Source organism: Domibacillus sp. A3M-37, assembly GCF_024213455.1.
Classification (GTDB): Bacteria; Bacillota; Bacilli; order Bacillales; family Domibacillaceae; genus Domibacillus; species Domibacillus tundrae.
On the sequence record NZ_JANAVL010000002.1, the window covers coordinates 417,280 to 442,169 of the forward strand.

At 41.4% G+C, this 24,890-nt stretch carries 29 protein-coding genes; all 29 read left to right on the forward strand.

All coding sequences use genetic code 11. The features are described from left to right. Positions 1-145: 145 nt before the first annotated feature. Entirely contained in the window at positions 146-532 is a 387-nt protein-coding gene (gene flgB / locus NLX67_RS06240) for a flagellar basal body rod protein FlgB (RefSeq protein ID WP_046179166.1), read from the forward strand. 2 nt (positions 533-534) lie between these two features. After that, positions 535-981, forward strand: coding sequence for a flagellar basal body rod protein FlgC (gene flgC / locus NLX67_RS06245; RefSeq protein ID WP_256519619.1), 447 nt, complete (start codon positions 535-537; stop codon positions 979-981). A gap of 13 nt (positions 982-994) precedes the next feature. Further along, positions 995-1,300, forward strand: coding sequence for a flagellar hook-basal body complex protein FliE (gene fliE / locus NLX67_RS06250; protein ID WP_046179168.1), 306 nt, complete (start codon positions 995-997; stop codon positions 1,298-1,300). Between the two features lie 32 nt (positions 1,301-1,332). After that, positions 1,333-2,901 (forward strand): flagellar basal-body MS-ring/collar protein FliF, encoded by a 1,569-nt coding sequence (fliF, locus tag NLX67_RS06255; RefSeq protein WP_254310739.1) that lies wholly within the window; start codon positions 1,333-1,335, stop codon positions 2,899-2,901. Positions 2,902-2,910: 9 nt separating this feature from the next. After that, a complete protein-coding gene (gene fliG / locus NLX67_RS06260) occupies positions 2,911-3,924 on the forward strand; it encodes a flagellar motor switch protein FliG (RefSeq protein WP_046179170.1) in 1,014 nt (337 codons plus the stop codon). Beyond that, entirely contained in the window at positions 3,917-4,675 is a 759-nt protein-coding gene (fliH, locus tag NLX67_RS06265; protein WP_254310740.1) for a flagellar assembly protein FliH, read from the forward strand. Before fliG ends, fliH begins: the two co-directional genes overlap by 8 nt. A 3-nt stretch (positions 4,676-4,678) precedes the next feature. Beyond that, positions 4,679-5,995, forward strand: coding sequence for a flagellar protein export ATPase FliI (gene fliI, locus NLX67_RS06270; RefSeq protein ID WP_046179172.1), 1,317 nt, complete (start codon positions 4,679-4,681; stop codon positions 5,993-5,995). Between the two features lie 3 nt (positions 5,996-5,998). After that, the gene (gene fliJ / locus NLX67_RS06275; protein ID WP_046179173.1) at positions 5,999-6,445 is read left to right on the forward strand and encodes a flagellar export protein FliJ; all 447 of its coding nucleotides are present in this window, start codon (positions 5,999-6,001) and stop codon (positions 6,443-6,445) included. 7 nt (positions 6,446-6,452) lie between these two features. Further along, positions 6,453-7,070: a MotE family protein gene (locus NLX67_RS06280; RefSeq protein ID WP_046179174.1), complete on the forward strand. Its 618-nt coding sequence runs from the start codon at positions 6,453-6,455 to the stop codon at positions 7,068-7,070. Between the two features lie 53 nt (positions 7,071-7,123). Beyond that, positions 7,124-8,479 carry a flagellar hook-length control protein FliK gene (locus NLX67_RS06285; RefSeq protein ID WP_254310741.1) on the forward strand — a complete coding sequence of 452 codons (1,356 nt, stop codon included), beginning with the start codon at positions 7,124-7,126 and terminating at the stop codon, positions 8,477-8,479. 3 nt (positions 8,480-8,482) lie between these two features. Beyond that, positions 8,483-9,133, forward strand: a complete 651-nt coding sequence (gene flgD / locus NLX67_RS06290) for a flagellar hook assembly protein FlgD (protein ID WP_254310742.1) — start codon at positions 8,483-8,485, stop codon at positions 9,131-9,133. Positions 9,134-9,146: 13 nt separating this feature from the next. Beyond that, on the forward strand, positions 9,147-9,533 hold the full coding sequence (locus NLX67_RS06295) for a TIGR02530 family flagellar biosynthesis protein (RefSeq protein ID WP_156153980.1): 387 nt from the start codon (positions 9,147-9,149) through the stop codon (positions 9,531-9,533). An 84-nt stretch (positions 9,534-9,617) separates the two neighbouring features. Continuing rightward, positions 9,618-10,406, forward strand: a complete 789-nt coding sequence (gene flgG / locus NLX67_RS06300) for a flagellar basal body rod protein FlgG (RefSeq protein ID WP_254310743.1) — start codon at positions 9,618-9,620, stop codon at positions 10,404-10,406. A gap of 62 nt (positions 10,407-10,468) precedes the next feature. Further along, positions 10,469-10,690: a flagellar FlbD family protein gene (locus tag NLX67_RS06305; protein WP_254310744.1), complete on the forward strand. Its 222-nt coding sequence runs from the start codon at positions 10,469-10,471 to the stop codon at positions 10,688-10,690. After that, positions 10,680-11,129 carry a flagellar basal body-associated protein FliL gene (fliL, locus tag NLX67_RS06310; protein ID WP_254310830.1) on the forward strand — a complete coding sequence of 150 codons (450 nt, stop codon included), beginning with the start codon at positions 10,680-10,682 and terminating at the stop codon, positions 11,127-11,129. The genes NLX67_RS06305 and fliL overlap by 11 nt, the downstream gene beginning before the upstream one ends. Before the next feature lie 31 nt (positions 11,130-11,160). Beyond that, positions 11,161-12,162 carry a flagellar motor switch protein FliM gene (gene fliM, locus NLX67_RS06315; RefSeq protein ID WP_046179180.1) on the forward strand — a complete coding sequence of 334 codons (1,002 nt, stop codon included), beginning with the start codon at positions 11,161-11,163 and terminating at the stop codon, positions 12,160-12,162. Continuing rightward, positions 12,152-13,363 (forward strand): flagellar motor switch phosphatase FliY, encoded by a 1,212-nt coding sequence (gene fliY, locus NLX67_RS06320; RefSeq protein WP_254310745.1) that lies wholly within the window; start codon positions 12,152-12,154, stop codon positions 13,361-13,363. Before fliM ends, fliY begins: the two co-directional genes overlap by 11 nt. A 22-nt stretch (positions 13,364-13,385) precedes the next feature. Further along, complete coding sequence (locus NLX67_RS06325) at positions 13,386-13,751, forward strand: response regulator (RefSeq protein ID WP_046179182.1); 366 nt, start codon at positions 13,386-13,388, stop codon at positions 13,749-13,751. 13 nt (positions 13,752-13,764) lie between these two features. Continuing rightward, positions 13,765-14,436: a flagellar biosynthetic protein FliO gene (locus NLX67_RS06330; protein ID WP_254310746.1), complete on the forward strand. Its 672-nt coding sequence runs from the start codon at positions 13,765-13,767 to the stop codon at positions 14,434-14,436. Continuing rightward, the gene (gene fliP / locus NLX67_RS06335) at positions 14,429-15,094 is read left to right on the forward strand and encodes a flagellar type III secretion system pore protein FliP (RefSeq protein ID WP_046179183.1); all 666 of its coding nucleotides are present in this window, start codon (positions 14,429-14,431) and stop codon (positions 15,092-15,094) included. The genes NLX67_RS06330 and fliP overlap by 8 nt, the downstream gene beginning before the upstream one ends. 12 nt (positions 15,095-15,106) lie before the next feature. Further along, on the forward strand, positions 15,107-15,376 hold the full coding sequence (gene fliQ, locus NLX67_RS06340) for a flagellar biosynthesis protein FliQ (RefSeq protein WP_046179184.1): 270 nt from the start codon (positions 15,107-15,109) through the stop codon (positions 15,374-15,376). A gap of 5 nt (positions 15,377-15,381) precedes the next feature. Continuing rightward, positions 15,382-16,158 carry a flagellar biosynthetic protein FliR gene (gene fliR, locus NLX67_RS06345; protein WP_046179185.1) on the forward strand — a complete coding sequence of 259 codons (777 nt, stop codon included), beginning with the start codon at positions 15,382-15,384 and terminating at the stop codon, positions 16,156-16,158. 4 nt (positions 16,159-16,162) lie between these two features. Continuing rightward, positions 16,163-17,242 (forward strand): flagellar biosynthesis protein FlhB, encoded by a 1,080-nt coding sequence (gene flhB / locus NLX67_RS06350; protein WP_254310747.1) that lies wholly within the window; start codon positions 16,163-16,165, stop codon positions 17,240-17,242. Positions 17,243-17,264: 22 nt separating this feature from the next. Continuing rightward, the gene (flhA, locus tag NLX67_RS06355; RefSeq protein ID WP_254310748.1) at positions 17,265-19,301 is read left to right on the forward strand and encodes a flagellar biosynthesis protein FlhA; all 2,037 of its coding nucleotides are present in this window, start codon (positions 17,265-17,267) and stop codon (positions 19,299-19,301) included. Next, positions 19,298-20,404, forward strand: a complete 1,107-nt coding sequence (locus NLX67_RS06360) for a flagellar biosynthesis protein FlhF (RefSeq protein ID WP_254310749.1) — start codon at positions 19,298-19,300, stop codon at positions 20,402-20,404. The genes flhA and NLX67_RS06360 overlap by 4 nt, the downstream gene beginning before the upstream one ends. Positions 20,405-20,409: 5 nt before the next feature. Next, a complete protein-coding gene (locus tag NLX67_RS06365; RefSeq protein ID WP_254310750.1) occupies positions 20,410-21,300 on the forward strand; it encodes a MinD/ParA family protein in 891 nt (296 codons plus the stop codon). After that, complete coding sequence (locus tag NLX67_RS06370) at positions 21,297-22,388, forward strand: protein-glutamate methylesterase/protein-glutamine glutaminase (protein ID WP_254310751.1); 1,092 nt, start codon at positions 21,297-21,299, stop codon at positions 22,386-22,388. Before NLX67_RS06365 ends, NLX67_RS06370 begins: the two co-directional genes overlap by 4 nt. Positions 22,389-22,394: 6 nt before the next feature. Next, positions 22,395-24,431, forward strand: coding sequence for a chemotaxis protein CheA (locus tag NLX67_RS06375; RefSeq protein WP_254310752.1), 2,037 nt, complete (start codon positions 22,395-22,397; stop codon positions 24,429-24,431). A 15-nt stretch (positions 24,432-24,446) separates the two neighbouring features. Continuing rightward, the gene (locus tag NLX67_RS06380; RefSeq protein ID WP_046179192.1) at positions 24,447-24,884 is read left to right on the forward strand and encodes a chemotaxis protein CheW; all 438 of its coding nucleotides are present in this window, start codon (positions 24,447-24,449) and stop codon (positions 24,882-24,884) included. Positions 24,885-24,890: the final 6 nt, after the last annotated feature.

Below are 24,890 nucleotides of genomic sequence, written 5' to 3' on the forward strand. Positions count from 1 at the left end.
ATGACAAATTACAGCCTATATTTATGAAATATGAAATTTTATTGTTATTTTTGTTAAGAAACGTGTCGAAAAATGACTTTTATGTTATATTTTTTAAAGTATATAATTTATGAAAATAAGAATTTATGAAAATGGAGTGGTTTAATTGAACCTCTTTTCAAATTCAATAACCTCGTTAGAACGAGGTTTGGATTACGCATCGCTAAAGCAAAAAACAATTGCAAATAATATTGCGAATGTTGACACACCAAATTACAAATCTAAAGAAGTGAATTTCAAGAAAATATTGGATGATAATCGAAGTGATTTTCAAAATAACCGTACAGACAAGAGACATTTTGATTTTTCAATGCAACCAAATGGCACGGTTATTGCTGCGCGTAACATGTCCTACAACGAAAGTGGCAATAGTGTTGATTTAGATGCTGAAATGTCAAAAATGGCTGAAAATCAAATTTACTATAATGCGTTGACCGATCGGTTGAATTCAAAATATTCTTCTTTGACAAACGTCATTAAAGGAGGCAGATAAATATGTTTAACGGTATGAATATTACGGCATCTGCTTTAACGGCCCAACGACTTCGAATGGATGTTATTTCATCTAATATGGCGAATGCTGAATCTACGCGGGCTAAACTCGTCGATGGAGAGTGGCAGCCGTATCAACGTAAATCGGTTGTTATGCAGCCAAAGGGAAATTCGTTTTCAAATTTTTTACAAATGGCTTCGAATCGCCAGGAAGCGGGTAATGGGGTAAAAGTGACAAAAATTGTTGAAGATACAGAAACGCCAAACAAATTAATTTATGACACTGAACACCCAGATGCAAATGAAGAAGGATACGTTAGTATGCCAAATGTGGATCCACTGCGTGAAATGGTTGATTTGATGGGTACAACTCGCTCATATGAAGCCAATGTGACTGTGTTTAATGCATCGAAAGCAATGATGACAAAAGCGCTTGAAATTGGAAAATAAGGAGATGAAATAAATGGCTATAGAAGCATTAAATGCTGTCTCTTCCGTAATGACAGGACCCAGCAATGTGAAACAAACAGCAACGCCGTATGAATCGCAGCAAAAATTTGCTGACTTTTTAAAAGATTCGTTGAATGGTGTTATGAAGGCAGAAGCGGGGTCCAATTCATTAACAACAAAAATGATTAACGGGGAAAACGTTGATATTCATCAAGTAATGGCAGCAGCTCAAAAATCAGGAATAACGATGCAGTTAACACTGGAGGTTCGTAATAAAGCGGTAGAAGCATATCAGGAAATCATGCGGATGCAAATGTAATGTAGAGGCATTGAAGTGACCGGGGGATTGTAATGAACGAAAATATAAAAAAGCAGCTGGCAAGAATAAAAGAATACTGGAACACCCGATCAAAAAAACAAAAAGTGGTTGGAACGGCACTCTTTGCCTTTTTCGTTCTTTCCTTGTCACTGATTGTTTTTTTTGCGACAAGAACAACAATGGCTCCACTCTACAGTGAGCTTGCGCCTTCTGAAATCGGCGCGGTAAAAGAAAATCTGGATGGACGCGGCATTCCGTATGAAATTACGGAAGGCGGGACGGGTATTCTCGTTCCAGAAGAGTCTGTCGATACACTAAAAGTAGATTTAGCGGCAGAAGGCCTTCCTCAATCCGGAACGATCGATTATAGCTTTTTTAGCCAAAACGCGGGATTTGGTATGACAGATAATGAATTCAATGTATTGAAGCTTGATGCCATGCAGACAGAGCTTGGAACACTCATTCAAGGAATTGAAGGGGTAAAAGATGCAAATGTCATGATCAACCTTCCTCAAGAACAAATTTTCGTTACAGAAGAAGCCGAACAGGCATCTGCATCTGTTGTTTTAAATACAGAGCCGGGTTATCAATTTGATGAAAAACAAATCAAGTCGCTTTATCACTTAGTGTCGAAAAGTGTACCAAACCTTCCTGTTAATAATATTGTCATTATGAATCAAAACTTTGAGTATTTTGATCTTGCTGGTGGAGGAAGCAGTTCAGGAGATTCATTTGAACAGCAGATGGCTGTAAAAAAGCAAGTAGAGCGCGACGTGCAGCGTCAAGTTCAAAGTATGCTAGGTACGCTAATGGGTGCTGATAAGGTTGTTGCAACCGTTACAGCCGATATAGACTTTACCCAGGAAAACCGAGAAGAAAACCTGGTAGAGCCGGTTGATGAAGAAAACATGGAAGGCATTCAAATTAGTGCCCAGCGAATTACCGAAACGTATACGGGCGATGCGGCAGGTGCAGGAGGAATTCCTCAGGCAGAAGATGCGGGGGATACAGCTACCTATCTTGAAGGAGCAACAGGCAGTGGCGATTATGAACGGACAGAAGAAACAATCAATAATGAAGTCAATCGAATCCGTCGTGAAATTACCGAGAGCCCGTATAAAATTCGTGATCTAGGCATTCAAGTGATGGTTGAGCCGCCGACACCGGATGATCCAAATACAATGCCTGACCAAAGCGTAGAAGATATTCAACAATTGCTTGGGAATATTGTTAGAACTTCCGTTGATGAAAGCTATAATACCGATTTGACTGATCAGGCCCTTGAAGAAAAAATCACCGTATCGGTTCAAGAGCTGAACGGAAAAGTTGCATTTGAAGAAGAAGCAACTTCTTCTATTCCATGGTGGCTATACCTCATTGGCGGTATTTTGATTGTGATCATCGGTGTGTTGATCTTCATGATGGTGAGAAGACGTCGTGAAGAAGAGGAAGAAGAATTTGAAGATGAGTTTGAAGAAGATGTAGAAGAATTACTGAATGAAACGGAAAGCAGCACACGCCGTAAGCAGTTGGAAAAAATGGCGAAAGAAAAGCCGGAAGAATTTGCAAAACTGCTTCGTACATGGCTGACTGAGGAATAGGGGGATTAGATGGCTGCACGCGAGAAAAAACTAACTGGAAAACAAAAAGCCGCGATCCTGCTTATTTCTCTCGGACCCGATCATTCGGCTTCTGTTTATAAGCATTTATCGGAAGAAGAAATTGAACGGCTGACTATGGAAATTTCGGGTGTGAAAAAAGTGGATACGGATGTAAAGGAAGAAGTATTCGAAGAGTTTCATAACATTGTACTCGCACAGGATTATATTTCCCAAGGCGGAATTGGCTATGCAAAAACGGTACTTGAAAAAGCGCTTGGACAAGATCAGGCGCAAAATATTATTAACCGATTGACGTCCTCATTACAAGTTCGTCCATTTGACTTTGCGCGCCGAGCGGACGCGGGGCAAATATTAAATTTTATTCAAAATGAACATCCGCAGACGATTGCCCTTATTCTTTCTTATTTGGATCCACAGCAAGCAGGGCAGATTTTATCTGAATTGCCGCAGGAAGTTCAGGCAGATATTGCAAAAAGAATCGCGATAATGGATAGTACGTCGCCAGAAATCATTAATGAAGTCGAAGCGATTTTGGAACGGAAATTAAGTTCTACTGTGACACAGGATTATACGCAAACGGGCGGTGTTGAAGCAGTTGTTGAAGTGCTGAATGGTGTAGATCGTTCAACTGAAAAAACCATTCTCGATGCCCTGGAAATACAAGATCCCGAGCTTGCTGAAGAAATCAAAAAGCGTATGTTTGTCTTTGAAGACATTGTTACGCTTGATAATCGGTCCATTCAGCGTGTTATTCGCGATTGTGAAAATGAAGATTTGCTGCTATCACTAAAAGTGTCCAGTGAAGAAGTAAGAGAAGTTGTCTTCCGAAATATGTCACAGCGCATGGTTGAGACATTTAAAGAAGAAATGGAATATATGGGCCCTGTCCGGCTTCGTGATGTTGAAGAAGCCCAGTCCCGAATTGTTGCAACAATCCGCCGCCTAGAGGAAACAGGTGAAATTATTATCGCCCGCGGTGGAGGAGATGATATTATTGTCTAATTTTAGCCAAAATGGGTTTCCAAACGTGAATGAGAGCCCAAAGCGAGTTATTGGAATAAAGCCTTTTTATGCAAATAGTGAGCATGAAGAAATAGCAGTTCCTGATTTTTCCACAGAACGGTCAACGGTTATTGAAGAAGCAAATCGTCAGGCTAAAGTTATTATTGAACAAGCTGAGGCGAAAAAGCAGAAAATCATGTCAGAAGCATCAAATTGGAAGCAGCAATGGGAGCATGAAAAAGAACGGCTGCAGCTTGAGGCGTATGAACGAGCTTTCCAGCAAGGAGCGGAAGAAGGTAGAGACGCCGGCTACCGGGAAACAAGTGCGCTGATCGCTGAAGCAAGATCAATAGTCGATTCATCGAAAATTGAATATGAAAAAAATGTTGAGCGATCAGAACGTACAATTGTAGAGCTTGCTATCATCTGTGCGGAAAAAATTCTTCGTTCAGAATTGCAAAAAGACGATGAATCGTTTATGGGCATTGTCCGCTCTGCATTAAAAGAAGTGAGAAATCAAAAAGAAGTGCAAATCCATATCCATCCCGAAAGTTACGAATTAGTCATTTCTCAAAAAGATGAAATCGAAGCCCTTTTTCCAAGTGAGGTTAATTGTTATATTTTCCCCAACGAAGAAGCGTACGAAAATACTTGTTTTATTGAAACGTCAAATGGCCGAATTGATGCAGGAATTGACACACAGCTGCATCAGCTTCGTAAAACGCTTCTTCAATTATTGGAGAGTGATTAAAAGATGAAAGCGCACGATTTAAAATATAAGATTCCGTCGCTTGATTCATTTAAACGGTATGGGCGTGTGAAGCGGGTAGTTGGCTTAATGATTGAATCACAAGGACCGGAAAGTTCAATTGGTGATATTTGCTTGATTCACTCTAAAGACAACAAGCGGACAGTTATGGCGGAAGTAACCGGATTTCGTGATGAAATGATTATATTAATGCCGTATCGAAATATAAATGAAATTTCTCCAGGAAGCCTTGTTGAATCACTGGGCCATCCACTTCAAGTAAAAGTGGGTCCAGCATTGATTGGAAAAATTATTGATCCGCTTGGTGAGCCATTTGATGATTCTGTTTTGCCCCGCACATTAACAGCGATCGAAACAGAAGCAGAACCGCCGAATCCGATGACAAGGCCGCCCATTCGTGAAAAGCTTGAGGTCGGCGTTCGGGCTATCGATGGTATGCTGACAGTCGGAAAAGGCCAGCGTGTCGGAATCTTTGCAGGGAGCGGCGTTGGAAAAAGCACATTGCTCGGCATGATTGCTCGAAATACAAAAGCTGATTTAAATGTCATTGCTTTAATCGGTGAGCGTGGACGTGAAGTGCGGGAATTTATCGAGCGTGATCTCGGTCCTGAAGGAATGAAAAAATCAATCGTGGTCGCCGCAACGTCGGATCAGCCTGCATTGATGCGTATTAAAGGTGCTTTTACAGCAACAGCGATTGCCGAATACTTTCGTGATAAAGGGCTCAATGTAATGCTAATGATGGATTCGGTTACACGGGTGGCTATGGCGCAGCGTGAAATTGGTCTGGCGGTCGGCGAACCACCTGCAACAAAAGGATATACACCTTCTGTTTTTGCGATTATGCCAAAGCTGTTAGAACGGACGGGTACAAATGAACACGGCACGATCACAGCTTTTTACACAGTCCTCGTTGACGGTGATGATATGAATGAACCGATTGCAGATGCCGTGCGCGGAATTTTAGATGGACATATTGTGCTGGATCGCGAACTTGCAAATAAAGGGCAATATCCGGCCATCAACGTACTGAAAAGCGTCAGCCGGCTTATGCCGCATATCGTTAGCCGGAGTCACTACGATGCAGCTGTTGCCGTACGGGATTCGCTGAATACGTATTTGAACTCGGAAGATTTAATTAATATCGGTGCCTATAAAAAAGGTTCGTCTGCTGAAATCGATCGGGCGATACAAAACTATCAGCCGATTCTCTCTTTTTTAAAGCAGCGAACTGATGAACAAGCAACGTTGGATGAAACAGCCCTTGGATTAGTTCGTCTTGTAGATGGAAAGGATGGATAGGACGTGGCATTTGATTACAAGTTCGAAAAAATCATGCAGCTTCGTGAGCGTGAAAAAGAAGAATCAGAGACCGTTTTTAGAGAAGCGCAAAATCAATTTGAAGTAGAAGCAAACAAGCTTTATGGGCTGCTAAAGAAAAAAGAAGATTTAATTGTCATGCAGGAACAAAAAATGAAGTCAGGCTTTTCGGTTCTTGACATTCAACACTATCAGCAATTTATTTCTAATTTAGAAAAGTTAATTGATCAGCAGCAGCGAATAGTCGTAACCGCACGCGGTCGAATGCAATGGTGCGAACAGCAGCTCAAAGAAAAAAATATTGAAGTGAAAAAATATAGTAAAATCCGCTCGAACGATTTAACGCATTATCGCAAGTCGATGGCTCTAGAAGAAATGAAACAAATGGACGAGCTTTCCTCTATCCAGTTTATGAACCGAAAGATCAGGTGATAGGCAAATGGCAAGAAAAAAGAAAAAAGTCGATCCGGCTGAAATGGAAGAAAAAAAGGGATATAACACATTTCAATGGATCTTGTTTGTAGCCGTCATTCCTATCCTGTTTGCACTGACAATTGCATTAGTTGTCATGACCATTGCAGGTGTCAATGTGTTTGAGAAAACGAAAGAAATAGCAGGAAATGTGCCGTATGTTTCGGAGTGGATCGCACCTGCAGAACAGGATGGAAAATCAGATAGCGAAAAAGTAGTAGAGCTTCAGGCTGAAATGAAAAATAAAGAAGCAGAAATTGAGCAGTTATCAGGCGACCTTGAAAGCTCAAAAACAGAAATTGAAGAATTGCTGACAGAACAGGACCGGCTGAATGCGGAACTAAAGCAGCTTCAACAGCAGCAAAAAGAAACAGCAGATACGGTGAAAACCGAAACAACAAACAATGTAGCAAAAACATATGAATCAATGGATGAAGAAAGCATTGCCGGTATTATCATCAACTTAACTAATAATGAAGCAGTCGCCATTTTGCAGGAACTGAGTGTGGAGAAACAAGCGGCTGTATTAGAAAATCTGGAAGCGAAAAAAGCCGCTGAATATACAAAAATATTATCGAATGAGTAAAGAATAATGACTGGAAATGTGAGATAATGTTGAAGGAAAAGGAGGTGAAATACATGCAGGTTGTTTTGGGTTCAATTTCTACAGCTTTATCTAGCGGTGCACCTTCAAGCACATCGCAATCGCTGCTTCCAACAGCGGGCGGCTTCGGCAGCTTGCTTCTCAGCTCGGTTCAGCAAAGCGCTCAAAATACAGAAGCATTAAATAAAACAATTGAAGACGTTTCATCTGATTTCTCTACGATGCTCGCTTCTTTATTCAAGCCGGCAGATTCAATAGAAGCATTAGTAGAGGATAAGATGGAGCTCGCGGCCATGGCCGAAGAACTTCTTGAAAAAGGAGAAATGCCCTCGGTTCAGGACTTGGCTGTTTTGCTCCAAGTGGATGCAGAGTCATTACAGAATTCATTGCAAAACCTGGCAAAGCTATTTAATAGAAATGAAAAATTGACCGGATTATTAAAAGAAACAATTGATTCTATGCTGCAGGAAACAAGTGCGGACCTGTCAAAAGGAAAATTGCCTATGGAAGAACTAGCGGCTCTTATAACGCTCATATCAGAAAATGGCTCACTGCCGTTTAAAGGAACGGACAAGCAATTAATGATTACAGTAGTGAAAGCAGCGCAGCTGGTAAACTATTTTGCGGAACATCTTCCAAAGCAGGAAGCACGTTTTCAACCGCTGCAGACAGCTTTGAGAAATGCGGCCGCCTTGTTAAATAAGCAAACTGCCAGCTCTTCACAATCAAGTACACAACAAGTCAGTTTACAAAATATCCAAACTCGGGAGCCAAGCACACAACAAGCTAGTTTGCAGACTGCATTTGCAAACTACAAGAACACCCAAGGATCAGAAGAATCTATGGGCAGCAAAACGGGGTCAGTGAAATCTGTTTCGCAGTCAGTAGAATCAGTACACCCGTTTTTAAATCAGCTTTCCAAAACAGAACAGTTTGTTATGAGTGTTAAGACCAATCCAAGGCCGATGAACATGGAACAGTTTATTGAGAAATTCACACAGATTTTAGGGAATTCAAACATGATGAAAACGCCAAATGGGACCAAAATGCTTATTAAGTTATATCCCGAACAGCTTGGCTCGCTTCGTATTGAATTGCTGCAGCAAAATGGTGTCATGACGGCCAAAATTTTGTCGTCTACCCAAGCGGTGAAAGAACTGCTTGAGCAAAACGCCCACCAGTTAAAGCACGCATTTAACCAGCAAAATGTAACAGTCGACAAACTTGATATTGCAAGTCCGGATACGAGACAGCATTTGTTTGACCGAGGTGCCCAACAGCAGCGTCAGCAAGAACAAAAACAGTCGAATGAACAGTCAGAAGAGCAAAATGACAGCGAAAAGCTTTCTTCATTTGAAGAGGCATTATTACATGCGGAAGTTGAGGTGTAACCCATGTCGAAAATTGATCCCTCGCTTTATTTAGCGAACAATCCGGCCCAAACGAAACAAACAGGCAACAGTGCGCTTGGGAAAGACGAATTTTTGAAAATTTTAATGGCCCAGCTGCAAAACCAGGATCCACTCAGTCCGATGGAAGACAAAGATTTTATTGCACAAATGGCCCAGTTTTCATCACTTGAGCAAATGACCAACATGACGTCTATGATTGAAAAAATGGTTCAAGCTCAAACTGCTTCCCAAATGATCAATTATCAGTCATTCGTCGGCAAAAATGTTGTTTGGCATAAATTAACGGATCAAAAGGATGCAGATGGACAGCCCGTTGTGGAAACAGGAAATGGCACGGTAGCATCAATTAAGTTCGCTGGAGAAAATGTGCAGTTTACATTAGCAGATGGAACCGTACTCGAGCCTGGTAATATTTCTGAATTAATGGGCGGCGAAAGTTCTTCCGGCAGTATCATTAGTTCAAATCCATTAGTTGAAGCGAGCTATCTGATTGGTCGTACGGTTACGTGGGGAGCAGACGGTTCAGAACAAAACGCAGCGGTTCAGTCCGTTTCAATGAAGGATGGACAAGTTTGGCTGCAGCTTGCAAATGGAGAAAAAATAGCTGCTTCAACCTTAACGAAAATAGAATAGGCGGGTGATAAGTATGAAATCAATCAACCCGATCGTACATGGAACACGCCAGCCGATTATGCCGCCTGCAAAAAAAGAGACAAGCCAAAGTGTTTCGACGAGTTTTAATGAAACGCTGAAAACTATTTCAACGCTCTCTGAATCGCTCACCATTTCCAAACATGCGGCGCAGCGGTTAAACGAACGGGGCATTCAAATTAATGAAAATGAATGGAATTTAATTGGCCAAAAGTTATCAGAAGCAAAATCAAAAGGAGTCACGGATTCACTTGTCGTATTGAAAGATGCAGCACTTGTCGCAAGCGCGAAAAACAACACAATCATTACGGCAATGAACCGAGAAGAAGCAAACACACATATTTTTACAAATATTAACGGCACTATTCTCATGGATAATTAATTTTCAAACTGGCTGGACCGTAAAGGAAGCCAACCGTCTGCCGACCGACCGACGCAGACGAATTCGAAAGGGGAAAACAAAATTATGTTACGTTCAATGTACTCGGGGATCAGCGGCATGAAAAACTTTCAAACAAAACTTGACGTTATCGGGAACAATATTTCAAATGTGAACACATATGGTTTCAAAAAAGGACGGACAGTGTTTAAAGATCTTGTATCTCAGCAAATAGCAGGCGCAAATGGACCAACTGCTGGAGGGCGTGGAGGTGTAAACCCTAAGCAGGTAGGGCTCGGTGTACAATTGGCTGCTATTGATACGATTCATACAGAAGGATCCACACAGACAACAGGAAGAACACTTGATTTAGCGATCTCTGGCGATGGTTTTTTTCAAGTGAATGACGGTACGAACACGTACTATACGCGTGCAGGTAACTTTTATATGGATCAAAATGGAGATCTTATTAATTCTGATGGGTTTTACCTGGGGGAAGTTGGGGCGCCATTTAACATTCCGACAACAGCCACAAGCCTCAGCATTGGGACCGGTGGGACAATCAGTTACATTGATGGCGGTGTTTTAGATACGGCACAACAAATTGAAATCGCAAAATTTGCGAATCCTGAGGGCCTCAGCAAAGCAGGGGCGAACTTCTATGGAATTACCGACAACTCGGGTGAGCCGGAAATTGGTATACCGGGTTTAGATGGTCGAGGTGCAATTGCTCCTGGCTCATTAGAAATGTCCAACGTTGATTTATCTGAAGAATTCACCGAAATGATCGTGGCACAGCGTGGTTTTCAGGCAAATACGCGAATCATTACAACATCAGATGAGATATTGCAGGAATTAATGAGCATGAAGCGTTAATATACTTATTTTACTCTTGAGTGCAGGGAGGGACAGGGCTGATCTATTCAGCCCTGGCATATATGATTACTGTGACAAGGCTGAACGGCAAACCGTTCTCATTAAATGCTATTTACATAGAAACAATTGAAAGCTTTCCAGACACAACGATTACGTTAACAAATGGGAAAAAATATGTCGTCCGTGAGCCGCAAGACCGGGTCACAGCGGATATCGAATCGTTTTACGCGCGTATTTCACTTCTCGGAAAAGTGAAAGTGGAGGAGGAATATGATGGAGAATGAACAAAAGGGGTCAAAAAATAAATTAATGACGATTATGGTTGTGCTCATGGCTGTTATTCTACTGGCCGGCACGATCGCGGTTGTCATCATTTTACGGTCATCAGGCGGGGATGAAGCGGCGAGTGAACCGAGTATTGATGAAGTGCTTGAATCGTCCGTTGATGTCGCTGAAATGACAACGAATCTTGCTTCTGATGACTTTATCAAGATTTCGTTTAAAATCCAAACAGACAGTCCGGAAGCGATGGAAGAAATGACAAAGCGTGATTTTCAAGCGAAGGATTTAATTATTCAAAAGCTTTCAGAAATGACGGCTGAAGATTTAAAAGGCGAGGCTGGAAAACAAAAACTTACAGAAACGCTTAAAACAGAGTTAAATAGTATTATGCAAGATGGAGAAGTAGAGGCTGTGTACATCACCTCATACATTATTCAATAACGATGCCTGTAATTGATCGGAGGTGAGGCAATTGTCAGGAGAAATTTTGTCTCAAAATGAAATTGATGCATTATTGTCCGCTTTATCGACCGGAGAAATGGATGCAGAAGAATTAAAAAAAGAAGAAGAAGAAAAGAAAGTAAAAGTATACGACTTTAAAAGAGCATTGCGCTTTTCAAAAGATCAAATTCGAAGTTTAACGAGAATGCACGATAACTTCGCCCGAATTTTAACAACCTTTTTTGCGGCTCAGCTTCGAACTTACGTACAGCTCGAAGTCGTATCTGCCGACCAGATTCCATATGAAGAGTTTATTCGATCAATCCCGAATCGAACGATTTTAAATGTGTTTGAAGTGCCGCCTCTTGAAGGCCGAATATTAATGGAAGTGAACCCAAATGTCGCTTATGCGATGCTGGACCGGCTTCTTGGCGGACGTGGAGTAAGTGTTAATAAAGTGGAAAACTTAACGGAAATTGAAACACGGATTATGTCCAATATGTTTGATCATGCATTTGAAAATTACCGGGAAGCATGGTCAAACATCGTTGAAATTGATCCGATTGCGACCGATTTTGAAGTAAATCCACAATTTTTGCAAATGGTTTCACCTAATGAAACAGTCGTAGTTATTTCTTTGAATACAACGATTGGTGAAACAACAGGCATGATCAATATTTGCATTCCCCATGTTGTATTGGAACCTATTATCCCGAAACTGTCTGTTCATTATTGGATGCAAAATCCGGATAAAAAAGAACGGAGTCCGAACGAAGTTGAAAATCTAGACAGTCGAATAAAGAAAGCATCATTGCCTGTCATAGCCGAACTTGGACAAACCGTCATAACGATCGAAGAGTTTTTGATGATGTCGGAAGGGGATGTCATTGGTTTAAATACAAGGGTCGGAGATGCATTGACAATAAAAGTCGGCAATGTGCCAAAATTTTCGGCTCAGCCTGGACGAGTTAATCGCAAGTTAGCCGTTCAAGTGCTTGATTATGCGAAAGGAGGGGAAAACGATGATGAGTGATGACATGTTATCACAAGAAGAAATTGATGCTTTGTTAAAAGGCGGAGACAATGAAGATTTAGAAGAAAGTTCAGCGCTCGATTCAGTGGGAAGTGTTGAAGAATACTTAGATGCTTTTGAACAGGATACGCTTGGCGAAATTGGCAACATTTCTTTCGGCAGTTCAGCTACTGCACTCTCAAGCCTGCTTAATCAGAAAGTAGAAATAACGACTCCGGCTGTTTCAGTTGTAGAAAAAAGTCGGTTGAAAGACGAATTCCCTCACCCATATGCGGCGATTGAAGTTCAATACACCGAAGGGTTTTCTGGGGCTAATTTATTTGTGATTCGTCAAAATGATGCTGCCATTATCGCGGATTTAATGCTTGGGGGAAGTGGTGTAGATGTGGCTCATGACCTTGGGGAATTACAGTTGAGTGCAGTACAGGAAGCGATGAACCAAATGATGGGTTCATCCGCAACATCTATGTCGACCATTTTTAATAAAAGAGTGGATATTTCGCCGCCATCCATTTCTCTTTTAAACCTTCATGAAGGAGAAGGAACTGATACAATACCTGAACAAGAGCTGTTAATCAAAATTTCTTTCCGGCTAACTGTCGGGGAATTGATTGATTCGAATATTATGCAGCTGATCCCACTTCAATTTGGAAAACAGCTCGTAACCGAATTAATGAACCCGGCGCAGCCGCAAAACGAACCGGCGGCACCACCGATTCAACAGGCTCCAGTAGCAGATCCTTCACTGCCGCCACCGTCTCATACACAAACCAAGGAAACAATCCCGCAGCCTCCTCCATACGCGGAGCCACCGCTTCCTTCTAGACCAACAAACGAGCCTGCTTACATAGGAGGCAGTTCGTTTGGGCAGGCTGCACAAGGAAATGTGGAAACGGCAGTTTTTTCATCTTTCCAGTCACCGCAGCTTGGCGAACATGAAGCGCGTAATTTAAATATGTTGTTTGATATTCCACTTCAAGTGACGGTTGAGCTTGGCCGTACAAATCGGAATGTCAAAGATATTTTAGAGTTAACTTCTGGATCTATTATTGAGTTAGATAAATTAGCGGGAGAACCCGTTGATGTTCTCGTCAACAATCGCCTTGTTGCAAAAGGTGAAGTTGTCGTAATAGAAGAAAACTTCGGTGTCCGAATTACAAATATCGCTAGTCCGGCAGACCGATTAAAAAATTTGAATTAATTAATCACAGGGGGTTAAAAGAATGAGTAATCGAATTTTAGTAGTGGATGATGCAGCATTTATGCGGATGATGATTAAAGATATTTTGTCGAAAAACGGTTTTGAGGTAGTGGGAGAAGCTGAAAATGGAGCACAGGCTGTCGAAAAATATGCGGAATTAAAGCCGGATTTAGTCACGATGGATATTACAATGCCTGAAAAAGATGGGATTGCTGCATTGAAAGAAATTAAAGCAGCCGATTCAGGTGCCAAAATTATTATGTGTTCGGCAATGGGACAGCAATCAATGGTTATTGATGCGATTCAAGCTGGCGCAAAAGATTTTATTGTAAAACCGTTCCAAGCGGATCGTGTTATTGAAGCAATTTCCAAAGTGCTTTCTTCTTAAGGTGTGATTGTTCATGAAATCATTGATAAAATGCATCTTTGCGTTGTTATTGACATTTGTGTTGTTTTCCGGCAATGAAATCATTGCCGGAGCAGCCCTAGCCAATAAAAGTAGTGTACAAGATTGCATAAAAAATCCGGATTTGTGCGAGCAGGAACAGCCGAAAGAGGAAAATAATCAAGAGTCAGAAACAGAGGACGTGGCAGCTCCGGTTGGCATCGGCTTTTTAGATATTGTCCGGATGATTGCGGCACTTGCTTTCGTAGTGGCGCTTCTTTATTTTTTATTGAGGTTTATTAACAAAAAAAGTCGTTCTTATCAGGAAAGTCACATTGTTCGACATTTAGGAGGGACTGCGCTTGGGGGCAGCCGCTCTGTCCAAATTGTGAAAGTGGGAGACCGAGTGTTTGTCCTAGGTGTTGGGGAGGACGTTTCATTATTAAAAGAAATTGAGGATCCAGTTGAACGCAACGATTTGATCAGCCGTTACGAAGATCAGTCTGAGATGATGATTCAGCCTGCTGACATTGTGAACAAGCTGAGAAACCGATTTAATAAACAGGCAGAAATAAAAGAACCAGTTCAATTTAAACGGGAATTCGAGAAGAAAATAAACGAGCTGAAAAAAAACCGGGAACAAGCGATGCGGGATTTAGCAGATAGGGAGCGAAATCAGGATGAATGAATTTATGGAGTTTTTCAATTCAAGTGATCCTGAAAATGTCTCTACATCTGTAAAATTACTGTTAACGCTGACGATTCTCTCCCTTGCTCCCAGCATTTTAATTTTAATGACATGTTTTACGCGGATCATTATTGTGCTGTCATTTGTTCGAACGGCACTCGCAACGCAGCAAATGCCGCCGACACAGGTGCTGCTCGGACTTTCGCTTTTTTTAACCTTTTTTATTATGTCTCCTGTCCTTCAGGAAGTGAATGATAAAGCGCTGACACCGCTTTTTAATGAAGAAATTAATCTTGAAGAAGCATATACACTCGCAAGCGGGCCCTTTAAAGAGTTTATGAGTGAGCAAACCCGCCAGAAAGATTTGCAGCTGTTTTTAAACTACACGCAAGCTGAACAGCCGGAATCGATTGACGATATTCCATTAACGACACTTGTACCAGCATTTGCGTTAAGCGAAATAAAAACGGCTTTTCAAATCGGCTTTATGATTTTTATTCCGTTCCTTGTTATTGATATGATCGTGGCGAGTGTCCTGATGTCTATGGGGATGATGATGCTCCCGCCGGTTATGATTTCTCTTCCATTTAAAATTTTGCTTTTTGTTCTCATTGACGGCTGGTATTTAGTGATTGAATCTTTACTTCAAAGCTTCTAGGAAGGTGAAAAAATGAACACGGAAATGGTTATTTCTATTGCTGAAAAAGGTGTATATACAATCCTCATCGTTTGCGCGCCGCTCCTGCTTCTTGCGCTTGGTATTGGGCTGGCGGTTAGCATCTTTCAGGCGACAACCCAAATCCAGGAACAAACTCTTGCCTTTGTGCCCAAAATTGCTGGGGTAATGATTGGGATGATTTTTTTTGGTCCTTGGATGCTTGAACGAATTATTACATATACAACCGATATTTTCACTAATTTAACGAGATTTGTCGGGTAGCGAGTATGACAGAGCTTATCCCAAATTTATCTGTTTTTCTGCTTATTCTCGTTCGTGTATCGTCCTTTTTTGTGACGATGCCTTTGTTTTCATACCGAACGATTCCCGCACAGCACCGGGCTGCTTTTTCATTGGTGCTCGCCTGGACAATGTATTATACAATCGATGCCACGCCTTTTGAAATTAACGGGGAATACATTCTGCTCATTTTAAAAGAAGCGATGACAGGTCTTTTGATCGGGCTGGCAGCGTTTATTGTCTTATCCGCTATTCAGATTGCCGGTGGGTTTATTGACTTTCAGATGGGTTTTGCCATCGCAAATGTCATCGATCCGCAAACGGGTGCTCAAAGTCCATTAATGGGACAGTATTTATACATGTTTTCGCTTTTAATGCTGCTTTCATTAAACGGCCATCATTTAATATTAGATGGCATTTTTTATAGCTATGAATTTATTCCAATCGATCAGCTTTATTTGCCTTTTGGCAATGGAGAAGCTGCCTATTACATGGCAAGAACATTCAGCGGTGTATTTTTGATCGCATTTCAAATGTCAATGCCGGTTGTTGCAGTGCTTTTTTTAACTGACGTGATGCTCGGAATTGTTGCACGTACGGTGCCGCAGCTGAATATTTTTGTCGTCGGCTTTCCGCTAAAAATAGGCGCAGGCTTTGCGGTTTTATTTATTGTCATAGGTGTTATTTTTACATTAGTACGTGATTTGTTCGGCCTGATGCTCTATACAATCCGGGATTTAATGACTATTTTTGGAGGCGGGTAACGTTATGCTGCTTAAACTGAACTTGCAGTTTTTTGCTGGTGAAAAAACCGAAAAAGCAACGCCGAAAAAAAAGCAGGACTCCCGTAAAAAAGGACAGGTTACGAAAAGCCAGGATTTAAATACAGCGGTCAGTTTATTAGTTCTATTCGGTTTTTTATCAATATTTGCAGTTTCGATGGGGACAAATATTTTTCATATGTTTCAGCATTCGATTCAATATTACATGTTAATGGATGTAACAGAAGCGAATTTAAAAACGATCGTTTTTGAAATTATGGAACAATGTTTCTATATTCTGGCTCCGTTCATGCTCGCAGCCGTAGCGGCTGGGATCATTGCTAATTACGCTCAAGTCGGCTGGCTTGTGACAACGGAACCCCTTATGCCAAAATTGGAAAAATTAGATCCGATTAAAGGATTTAAAAAAATATTTTCTTTACGATCGATTGTAGAATTATTAAAATCTATTTTAAAAATCGGCTTTGTCGGCACTGCCGCTTTCGTAATTTTATGGGCGAATATGGATGAGGTATTAAAAACTGCCTTGAAACCTATTGAAGATACATTGCCTTTTGTCGGTTCTTTAACAGTCCAGATGGGGCTAGTTGCAGCAGCAGCTTTACTTGTTTTGGGGGTCTTAGATTATTTTTATCAAAAATTTGATTTTGAAAAAAGCTTGCGCATGTCAAAGCAGGATATTAAAGATGAGCATAAAAATTCAGAAGGGGACCCGCTCATCAAATCAAGAATCCGCCAGACACAAAGAGAAATGGCGATGCGCCGTATGATGCAGGAAGTGCCGAATGCGGATGTTGTCATTACGAATCCGACCCACTATGCCATTGCGTTAAAGTATGATGAGTCAAAAAGGGACGCGCCTTATGTTGTCGCAAAAGGAACAGACTACGTCGCCCAGAAAATTAAACTGGTCGCAAAAGAAAATGGTGTAATGACGGTTGAAAATCGTCCGCTTGCCCGGGCGCTTCATGGTCAGGCAGAAATTGGCGATTCGGTGCCGGAAGAATTTTTTAAAGCGATTGCTGAAATTTTGGCGTACGTATATCGGATAAAAAATAAATTGTAATTTTTTGTTAGGAGAGAAAAAAATGAAAGCAAGAGATCTCATAGTTTTATTAAGCGTCATCTTAATTGTAGCCATGCTTATTGTTCCGTTGCCAACATGGCTGATAAGTGTGCTAATCATCATAAATATTTCTCTTGCGCTTCTCGTTTTGCTCATCTCCATGAACATGAAAGAAGCGTTGGAGTTTTCAGTGTTTCCGTCGCTCCTTTTATTATTGACATTATTCCGGCTTGGTCTGAATGTGTCGACAACGCGTTCCATATTGAGTCATGGTGAAGCTGGGGGCGTTGTCGAGACATTCGGCACATTTGTTGTTGGCGGCAATTTAATCGTTGGTATGGTTATATTTATCATTCTCGTCATTATTCAATTTGTTGTTATCACAAAAGGGGCCGAACGTGTATCAGAAGTTGCAGCCCGGTTTACACTCGATGCTATGCCGGGGAAGCAAATGAGTATTGATGCCGATTTGAATGCTGGCATGATTACAGAAGTACAGGCGCGTGAACGGCGCGAAAAAGTCAGCGGCGAAGCCGACTTTTACGGCGCGATGGATGGAGCAACAAAGTTCGTTAAAGGAGACGCGATCGCCGGAATCATCATGGTCATTATTAACTTAATTGTCGGCATCGTGATTGGTATGATGCAGCAGGAATTATCGTTTGCAGAATCCGCCGCTCGTTATTCTCTTTTAACTGTTGGCGATGGGATTGTCTCCCAAGTACCAGCTTTGCTGATTACAACCGCAACCGGTATTGTGGTCACACGAGCCGCTTCTAAAGGGAACTTAGGTGAAGAAATTACTGAACAGCTTTTGCGCTATCCGTCCATGCTGTACATTGCAGCCGGAACTATTTTTCTGCTGGGCCTTGCCACGCCAATTAATGATATCTTGACGATTCCGGTTGCTGCTGGTATTGCTTTTGGTGGTTATAGAATTTCACGTGCACCGAAAGAAGAAGTGGACGACTCATTGCCATCAGTTGAAGAAACGGAAACAGAAGAAATGAAAAGCCCTGAATCTGTCGTTAATTTGTTGACAGTGGATCCCATTGAATTTGAATTTGGCTACGGGCTAATTCCGCTGGCTGATACAAATCAAGGTGGAGATTTGCTTGACCGTATTGTGATGATCAGACGGCAGCTGGCGCTTGAAATGGGTCTTGTCATTCCGGTTGTCCGGATTCGTGATAATATTCAGCTTCAGCCAAATGAATACCGTATGAAAATTAAGGGCAGCGAAGTGGCAGCCGGAGAGCTGCTGCTTGACCATTATTTAGCGATGAGTCCTGGTGAAGAGGACGACATGGTGGAAGGTATTGACACAATTGAACCTTCATTTGGTCTTCCAGCTAAATGGATTACAGAAGAAGCAAAAGAACAGGCGGAGATTTTTGGCTATACGGTCGTTGACCCGCCAAGTGTTGTTTCGACTCATTTAACAGAAACGATTAAAAAACATGCGAACGAACTCTTAGGCCGCCAGGAAACACAGCAGCTTATTGACCATTTGAAAGAAACCTATCCTATTTTAGTAGATGAAGTCACACCAAATCCGTTGTCTGTGGGTGAAGTTCAAAAAGTGCTGGCGAAATTATTGAGAGAAAACTTATCCATTCGCAATTTGCCCATTATTTTTGAAACACTTGCTGATTTTGGGAAGATGACATCAGATACTGATTTATTAACAGAATACGTTCGTCAAGCGCTTGCCCGTCAAATTACGACGCAATTTGCTGATGAAGGCGGGTCCTTAAATGTTATTACGCTTTCAGGGCGGATTGAAAAGTTAATTGCAGATGGCGTGCAGCAAACGGAACACGGAAATTATTTATCGATTGACCCGAATGATTCACAACGCATACTAGAAGCGACAGCTCAGCAAGTCGAACAGGCATCTTTCATGCAGCAATCGCCTGTGATCCTTTGTTCACCTGCTATTCGTATGTATGTGCGACAGCTGCTGGAACGGTATTTTCCACAAATTCCAGTACTGTCTTATAATGAACTTGAACCAAGTGTAGAAGTGCAGAGTACAGGGGTGGTGACAATCGAATGAAAGTAAAAAAATACCGGGCTTCTTCCATGCCGGAAGTGATGAAAAAGGTGAGGGCAGAACTTGGTGCCCAAGCGGTTATTTTGCAATCAAAAACGGTTTATTCAGGCGGATTTTTAGGTTTATTTAAGAAAAAAAACATTGAAGTTGTAGCGGCTGTTGATCCTAACGCTGCACTCGTCGCCGATGTGCCGGATATTGCCCTATCACCTGTCCAGCAGAAGCCGGTTTTGACGATGCCGGCAGAGTTGAAAAGTGAGATGAACGACATGAAAAAAATGATTCAAGAGCTGCAAAAATCTGCTTCTTCGCCTGTTTTATATCCGGACGCCATGAAGCCCGTAATGGATCAGTTAGAGCGACAAGGCATATTACGGGAGCTTCGCGATCAAACGGCATCCTATTTGCTTGAAAAATGGAACGTAGAAAAAGCAGCCGTGACAGAACAGCAAACAAAAGAGTGGGCGTTTGATTATTTAAAGAACTGTCTGCCGTCCATAAATCCGAATCAGAAAAAAACAGTAAAGTATTTTTACCTTCTTGGGCCGACGGGAGTTGGAAAAACGACAACTATTGCCAAGCTTGCATCTAAGCAAGTATTGGAAGAAAACAAAAAAGTAGCGTTTATTACAATGGATACGTATCGAATTGCAGCAATTGAACAATTGAAAACCTATGCTGGACTTTTAAATGCTCCGATGAACGTTGCTTATTCCGAAGAGGATATGAAACAAGCGATTCGAGAATTTGATTCTTTTGAAAGTGTCTTTATTGACACAGCGGGCCGAAATTATCTTGAAGGACAATATGTAGCGGATCTTCAGCCTTTTATCAGGCAGCGTATAAAAGAATCAGCTTACTTTCTTGTTTTAAGTGCGGCAGCAAAAGAAGAAGATTTACATGAGATTATCAAAAACTTTTCATCTGTAAAAATGGATGGTTTTATTTTTACAAAAGTAGATGAGACAAAAACAAAAGGTTTAATTATAAATTTGATGTATACTTATAAAGTCGGTACTTCATATATAACCAATGGTCAAAATGTACCAGATGATTTAATTGAATCATCAAACGATATTCTAATAGAATGCTTATTTAAGGACTGAAGAATATGAATGATCAAGCAGCATTACTTCGCCAAAAAATGATGCAGAAGTCATTAAGACCAACGCATGAGAATCAAAAACATGCCAAGACATTAGCGATTGTCAGCGGCAAAGGCGGCGTTGGTAAAACGAACATTTCAGTTAATTTGGCAATTGGGCTCGCTAAATTAAATAAAAAAGTTTTGCTGTTTGATATGGATATTGGGATGGGTAATATTTATCATTTAATTAATGGCAACACATCTTTATCAATTGCTGACTTTTTTGAAAAAGATCGCCCGATGGTTCAATTAATTCAAGGTGGTCCTGAGGGCATTTCTTATATTCATGGAGGCTCCGCTTTCTCGCAGCTATTTGAATGGAAAAAAGCGTATAAGGAAAAATGGATCTCAGCACTTGAATCGCTTGCTGGAGAATATGATTTCTTGCTTTTTGATATGGGTGCGGGTGCCACGAAAGAAAGTTTGAATATTCTTGAAGCAGCAGATGAGGTACTGGCAGTCACAACACCTGAGCCGACAGCGATGACAGATGCATATTCCATGATCAAGTTTATTTATATGCGCGATCGTCAAAAATCTTTTTACTTAGTCTGCAATCGGGTTGAGACAACGAAAGAAGGACAAGAAACAGCCAATCGCTTAAAGAGTACAATGGAAACTTTTTTGAACGTAACGCCTGTTTTCCTTGGATCGCTTCCGGAAGATTCATACGTAAGAAAAGCTGTGAAAATAGGACATCCATTTATCCTCTCCTATCCGAAAACAAAGATTTCGGTATCTTTTCAGCAAATTGTTCATCAATATGCTGATGTGCCGGAAACGATTCTTGAAGACCGGCCCCGCTTTATTGCGAAGCTCCGCCGCTTCTTTACAGAAAGAGGGGATCACGAATGAATACAAAAAAAATTCTCGTTGTGGATGATTCCGCTTTTATGAGAAAGCTAATTTCCGAGTTTTTATCTGAACACCCTCAACTTGAAGTCATTGCTTTCGGACGTAATGGACAAGATGCTGTGAAAAAGGCGTTAGAATTACAACCAGATGTCATTACTCTTGATATTGAAATGCCGGAAATGGACGGGCTCGAAGCATTGAAAGTGATTATGGAAAAACAGCCTTGCCCTGTTGTAATGCTGTCCAGCTTAACAAAAGAAGGCTCTGAAACAACGTTGAAAGCAATGGAATTTGGTGCTGTGGATTTTATCGCCAAACCATCTGGGACAATTTCGTTAGACCTTCACAAAATTAAAGATGTGCTTATTGAGAAAGTCTTAGCTGCATCAAAAGCGAATATTAGCATGAAGCCTGTTTTGTCAGCAAAGCCGGTGACGATTCAGCCGCCGGTTAACAATCCGCATTCAGTGACTAACACATTTTTTTCCCAAACACGGGAAAAAAAAATGAACAAGCTTGTTTTAATTGCTACATCAACAGGTGGTCCACGCGCATTGCAGCACGTAGTTACAAAGCTGCCTGGTTCACTTCCGGCACCGGTGATCGTTGTGCAGCATATGCCGCCAGGTTTTACGAAGTCTCTGTCAGACCGACTTGACTCGCTGTCTGATATCCGAGTTAAAGAAGGCGAAGACGGGGAAATTTTGCAAAATGGGACAGTTTATATCGCACCAGGCGGAAAACATTTACGGTTAAGAAAAACGGGAACGTCTATTGTTGTAGTATTAGATGAATTGGCTTCTGAGGGAGGGCATCGGCCGTCAGCTAACGCTACGTTTCGTTCGGCGGCAGAAATCCATGATATTGAAAAAGTGGCAGTTATTATGACGGGTATGGGATCAGATGGAGCAGAAGGGCTGATTAAATTAAAAGAAACCGGCACTGTTAATGCGATTGCGGAAGCGAAAGAAACATGTGTTGTTTATGGGATGCCAAAAGCAGCCGTTGCGACACATCTTATCGATGACGTAGTCCCGGTCGATGAAATTGCTTCAGCTATTGTTAAGCACGTATACAATAAGAGGTGAACACGGATGGATATGAATCAGTACTTAGAAATCTTTATTGACGAAAGCAAAGAACATCTTCAGGCAATGAATGAACATTTACTCCAATTGGAGAAAGAGCCGAACAACATCAAAATAGTGAACGAAATTTTCCGTTCAGCCCATACATTAAAAGGCATGTCGGCTACGATGGGCTATGAGGATTTAGCTAATTTAACGCACAAGCTTGAAAATGTGCTCGATGCAATTCGCAATCAACAAATATCTGTCACATTAGCCATAATGGATACGGTTTTTTCATCAGTGGATGACCTTGAAGCGATGGTAGAAGATATTGCGGCAGGAGGCGATGGGAAGCGGGATGTAGCTGAAATTGTGCAGAAGCTTCTTCTCATTGAGCAAGGGGAAGCGGCAGCTGCAATAGACGTTCCTGAAGCGCCAGCAGATGCTGCAGCAGGAAACAGCCTTCAATACGATGAATTTGAATGGACAGTTATTGACCAGTCGAAAGAGCAGGGATTTACTTGTTTGGAGGTGGCTGTTTCACTCCGGGCAGACTGCGTACTTAAAGCAGCCCGTGTTTTTATGGTATTTAAAGTACTCGAAAAGTGTGGAGAAGTAATCAAGTCTGTTCCTTCTTCAGATCAGCTGGAAGAAGAAAAGTTTGATGAAACTTTCACAGTCACGTTAATTACACAAGAACCCGTAGAAGATATTCATGCAAAAACAAAAAAAGTCTCCGAAGTAGAGCATGTTCGTATTACAGAAATTGTATCTGGTACCCAGGAGGAAATAAAAACTTCTGTACAACGGGCTGTTCCTGAAGCCAAACAGACTAATCCAGTACTAGAAAAAGAGACAATTCAGCCAGCTGAAGAAGAGAAACGTGCAGTAAAATCATCAAAGCAGCCCGTTTCCAACAAAACGATTCGTGTGAACATTGAGCGTCTCGATATTTTAATGAATTTGTTCGAAGAGCTCGTCATTGACCGAGGGCGTCTTGAGTCCATTTCGGCAGAACTGAATCACAGCGAATTAAATGAAACAGTGGAACACATGTCACGTATTTCAGGAGATTTGCAAAATATTATTCTAAATATGCGGATGGTACCCGTTGAAACCGTTTTTAACCGTTTTCCAAAACTGGTTCGCCAGCTGTCAAGGGACTTGAACAAGCAAATCAATTTAGAAATCATTGGTGCGGAAACGGAGCTTGATCGTACCGTTATTGATGAGATTGGTGACCCGCTCGTCCATTTACTTCGAAACGCGGGTGATCATGGAATTGAAATGCCGGAAGCGCGTCTTGCCAAAGGAAAGCCGGCTGAAGGAACAATAAAGCTAAAAGCTTATCACAGCGGTAATCATGTCTTCATTGAAATTGAAGATGATGGCGCAGGCATTAATAAAGAACGAGTACTGAAAAAGGCGCTGGATAAAGGTATTGTAACGGAAGAGCAGGCACTTGGAATGACGGATCGTCAAATTTTTGAATTAATTATGGCGTCGGGATTCTCAACCGCTGAAGTCATTTCTGATTTGTCTGGACGAGGCGTTGGATTAGACGTGGTGAAAACGACGATTGAATCTTTAGGCGGCTCGATAACAATTGATTCCGTTGAAGGATCTGGATCTGTTTTTTCTATTCAACTGCCACTGACACTGTCGATTATTTCCGTTATGCTCGTGGAAGTGGAAAAAGAAAAGTATGCGATTCCGCTTTCCTCTATTATCGAAACAGCTATTGTCAAAAAAGAAGAAGTGCTAAACGCGCACAATCAGCAAGTCATTGATTTTAGAGGAAAAGTGGTTCCTCTTCTGTTTTTAGAAGATATTTTCTCCGTACCTCATCAAGAGGAAGACGACCGCTTTTATTCGATTGTGATTGTTCGTAAAGGCGAGAAAATGGCTGGTTTAGTTGTTGATTCATTTATTGGTCAGCAAGAAGTCGTACTGAAATCGCTTGGGAACTATTTATCAAACGTTTTTGCCATTTCCGGTGCCACTATTTTAGGTGACGGACAAGTAGCGCTAATTGTAGACTGTAATGCGCTGATCAAATAAGGGGAGGTGCACAAAGTGAGTGAGATTCATGCATCCACAACAGTAAAAGTTATTGCTTTTCAATTGATAGATAAAGAATATGCACTTCCAGTTCATCAGGTGTACTCGATTGAAAAATTAATGCATATTACACGTGTGCCAGGAACTGTTTCATTTGTTAAAGGAGTCATTAATTTGCGTGGTGTTGTGACACCGATTATTGATTTGCGCAGTCGATTTGGCTTATCAGATGAACAATATGACGATTCGACCCGCATTATTATTGCGGCCCTCGACAATATAGAAGTCGGGCTCATCGTCGACGGTGCAAATGATGTACTTGATATTCCAGTTGATGCTATTGAGCCCCAGCCTGAAGTAGTTGGCTCACTCGGAGATGAATATATAACCGGCGTGGCTAAGCTCGACAAAAGATTGCTGATTATGCTAAGTCTACAAAAGATTTTTAAATAAAGGCGG

Excerpts from the sequence above, each read along its gene's own strand:
- fliE (WP_046179168.1), top strand. The coding sequence starts at position 995 with ATGGCTATAGAAGCATTAAATGCTGTCTCTTCCGTAATGACAGGACCC.
- flgC (WP_256519619.1), top strand. The coding sequence starts at position 535 with ATGTTTAACGGTATGAATATTACGGCATCTGCTTTAACGGCCCAACGA.
- fliR (WP_046179185.1), top strand. The coding sequence starts at position 15,382 with ATGACAGAGCTTATCCCAAATTTATCTGTTTTTCTGCTTATTCTCGTT.
- NLX67_RS06295 (WP_156153980.1), top strand. The coding sequence starts at position 9,147 with ATGAAATCAATCAACCCGATCGTACATGGAACACGCCAGCCGATTATG.
- NLX67_RS06280 (WP_046179174.1), top strand. The coding sequence starts at position 6,453 with ATGGCAAGAAAAAAGAAAAAAGTCGATCCGGCTGAAATGGAAGAAAAA.
- fliY (WP_254310745.1), top strand. The coding sequence starts at position 12,152 with ATGATGAGTGATGACATGTTATCACAAGAAGAAATTGATGCTTTGTTA.
- NLX67_RS06285 (WP_254310741.1), top strand. The coding sequence starts at position 7,124 with ATGCAGGTTGTTTTGGGTTCAATTTCTACAGCTTTATCTAGCGGTGCA.
- fliL (WP_254310830.1), top strand. The coding sequence starts at position 10,680 with ATGGAGAATGAACAAAAGGGGTCAAAAAATAAATTAATGACGATTATG.
- fliI (WP_046179172.1), top strand. The coding sequence starts at position 4,679 with ATGAAAGCGCACGATTTAAAATATAAGATTCCGTCGCTTGATTCATTT.
- fliQ (WP_046179184.1), top strand. The coding sequence starts at position 15,107 with ATGAACACGGAAATGGTTATTTCTATTGCTGAAAAAGGTGTATATACA.
- fliP (WP_046179183.1), top strand. The coding sequence starts at position 14,429 with ATGAATGAATTTATGGAGTTTTTCAATTCAAGTGATCCTGAAAATGTC.
- NLX67_RS06305 (WP_254310744.1), top strand. The coding sequence starts at position 10,469 with ATGATTACTGTGACAAGGCTGAACGGCAAACCGTTCTCATTAAATGCT.
- flgD (WP_254310742.1), top strand. The coding sequence starts at position 8,483 with ATGTCGAAAATTGATCCCTCGCTTTATTTAGCGAACAATCCGGCCCAA.
- NLX67_RS06375 (WP_254310752.1), top strand. The coding sequence starts at position 22,395 with ATGGATATGAATCAGTACTTAGAAATCTTTATTGACGAAAGCAAAGAA.
- NLX67_RS06365 (WP_254310750.1), top strand. The coding sequence starts at position 20,410 with ATGAATGATCAAGCAGCATTACTTCGCCAAAAAATGATGCAGAAGTCA.
- fliG (WP_046179170.1), top strand. The coding sequence starts at position 2,911 with ATGGCTGCACGCGAGAAAAAACTAACTGGAAAACAAAAAGCCGCGATC.
- fliF (WP_254310739.1), top strand. The coding sequence starts at position 1,333 with ATGAACGAAAATATAAAAAAGCAGCTGGCAAGAATAAAAGAATACTGG.
- flhA (WP_254310748.1), top strand. The coding sequence starts at position 17,265 with ATGAAAGCAAGAGATCTCATAGTTTTATTAAGCGTCATCTTAATTGTA.
- flhB (WP_254310747.1), top strand. The coding sequence starts at position 16,163 with ATGCTGCTTAAACTGAACTTGCAGTTTTTTGCTGGTGAAAAAACCGAA.
- NLX67_RS06360 (WP_254310749.1), top strand. The coding sequence starts at position 19,298 with ATGAAAGTAAAAAAATACCGGGCTTCTTCCATGCCGGAAGTGATGAAA.
- flgG (WP_254310743.1), top strand. The coding sequence starts at position 9,618 with ATGTTACGTTCAATGTACTCGGGGATCAGCGGCATGAAAAACTTTCAA.
- NLX67_RS06370 (WP_254310751.1), top strand. The coding sequence starts at position 21,297 with ATGAATACAAAAAAAATTCTCGTTGTGGATGATTCCGCTTTTATGAGA.
- NLX67_RS06330 (WP_254310746.1), top strand. The coding sequence starts at position 13,765 with ATGAAATCATTGATAAAATGCATCTTTGCGTTGTTATTGACATTTGTG.
- NLX67_RS06325 (WP_046179182.1), top strand. The coding sequence starts at position 13,386 with ATGAGTAATCGAATTTTAGTAGTGGATGATGCAGCATTTATGCGGATG.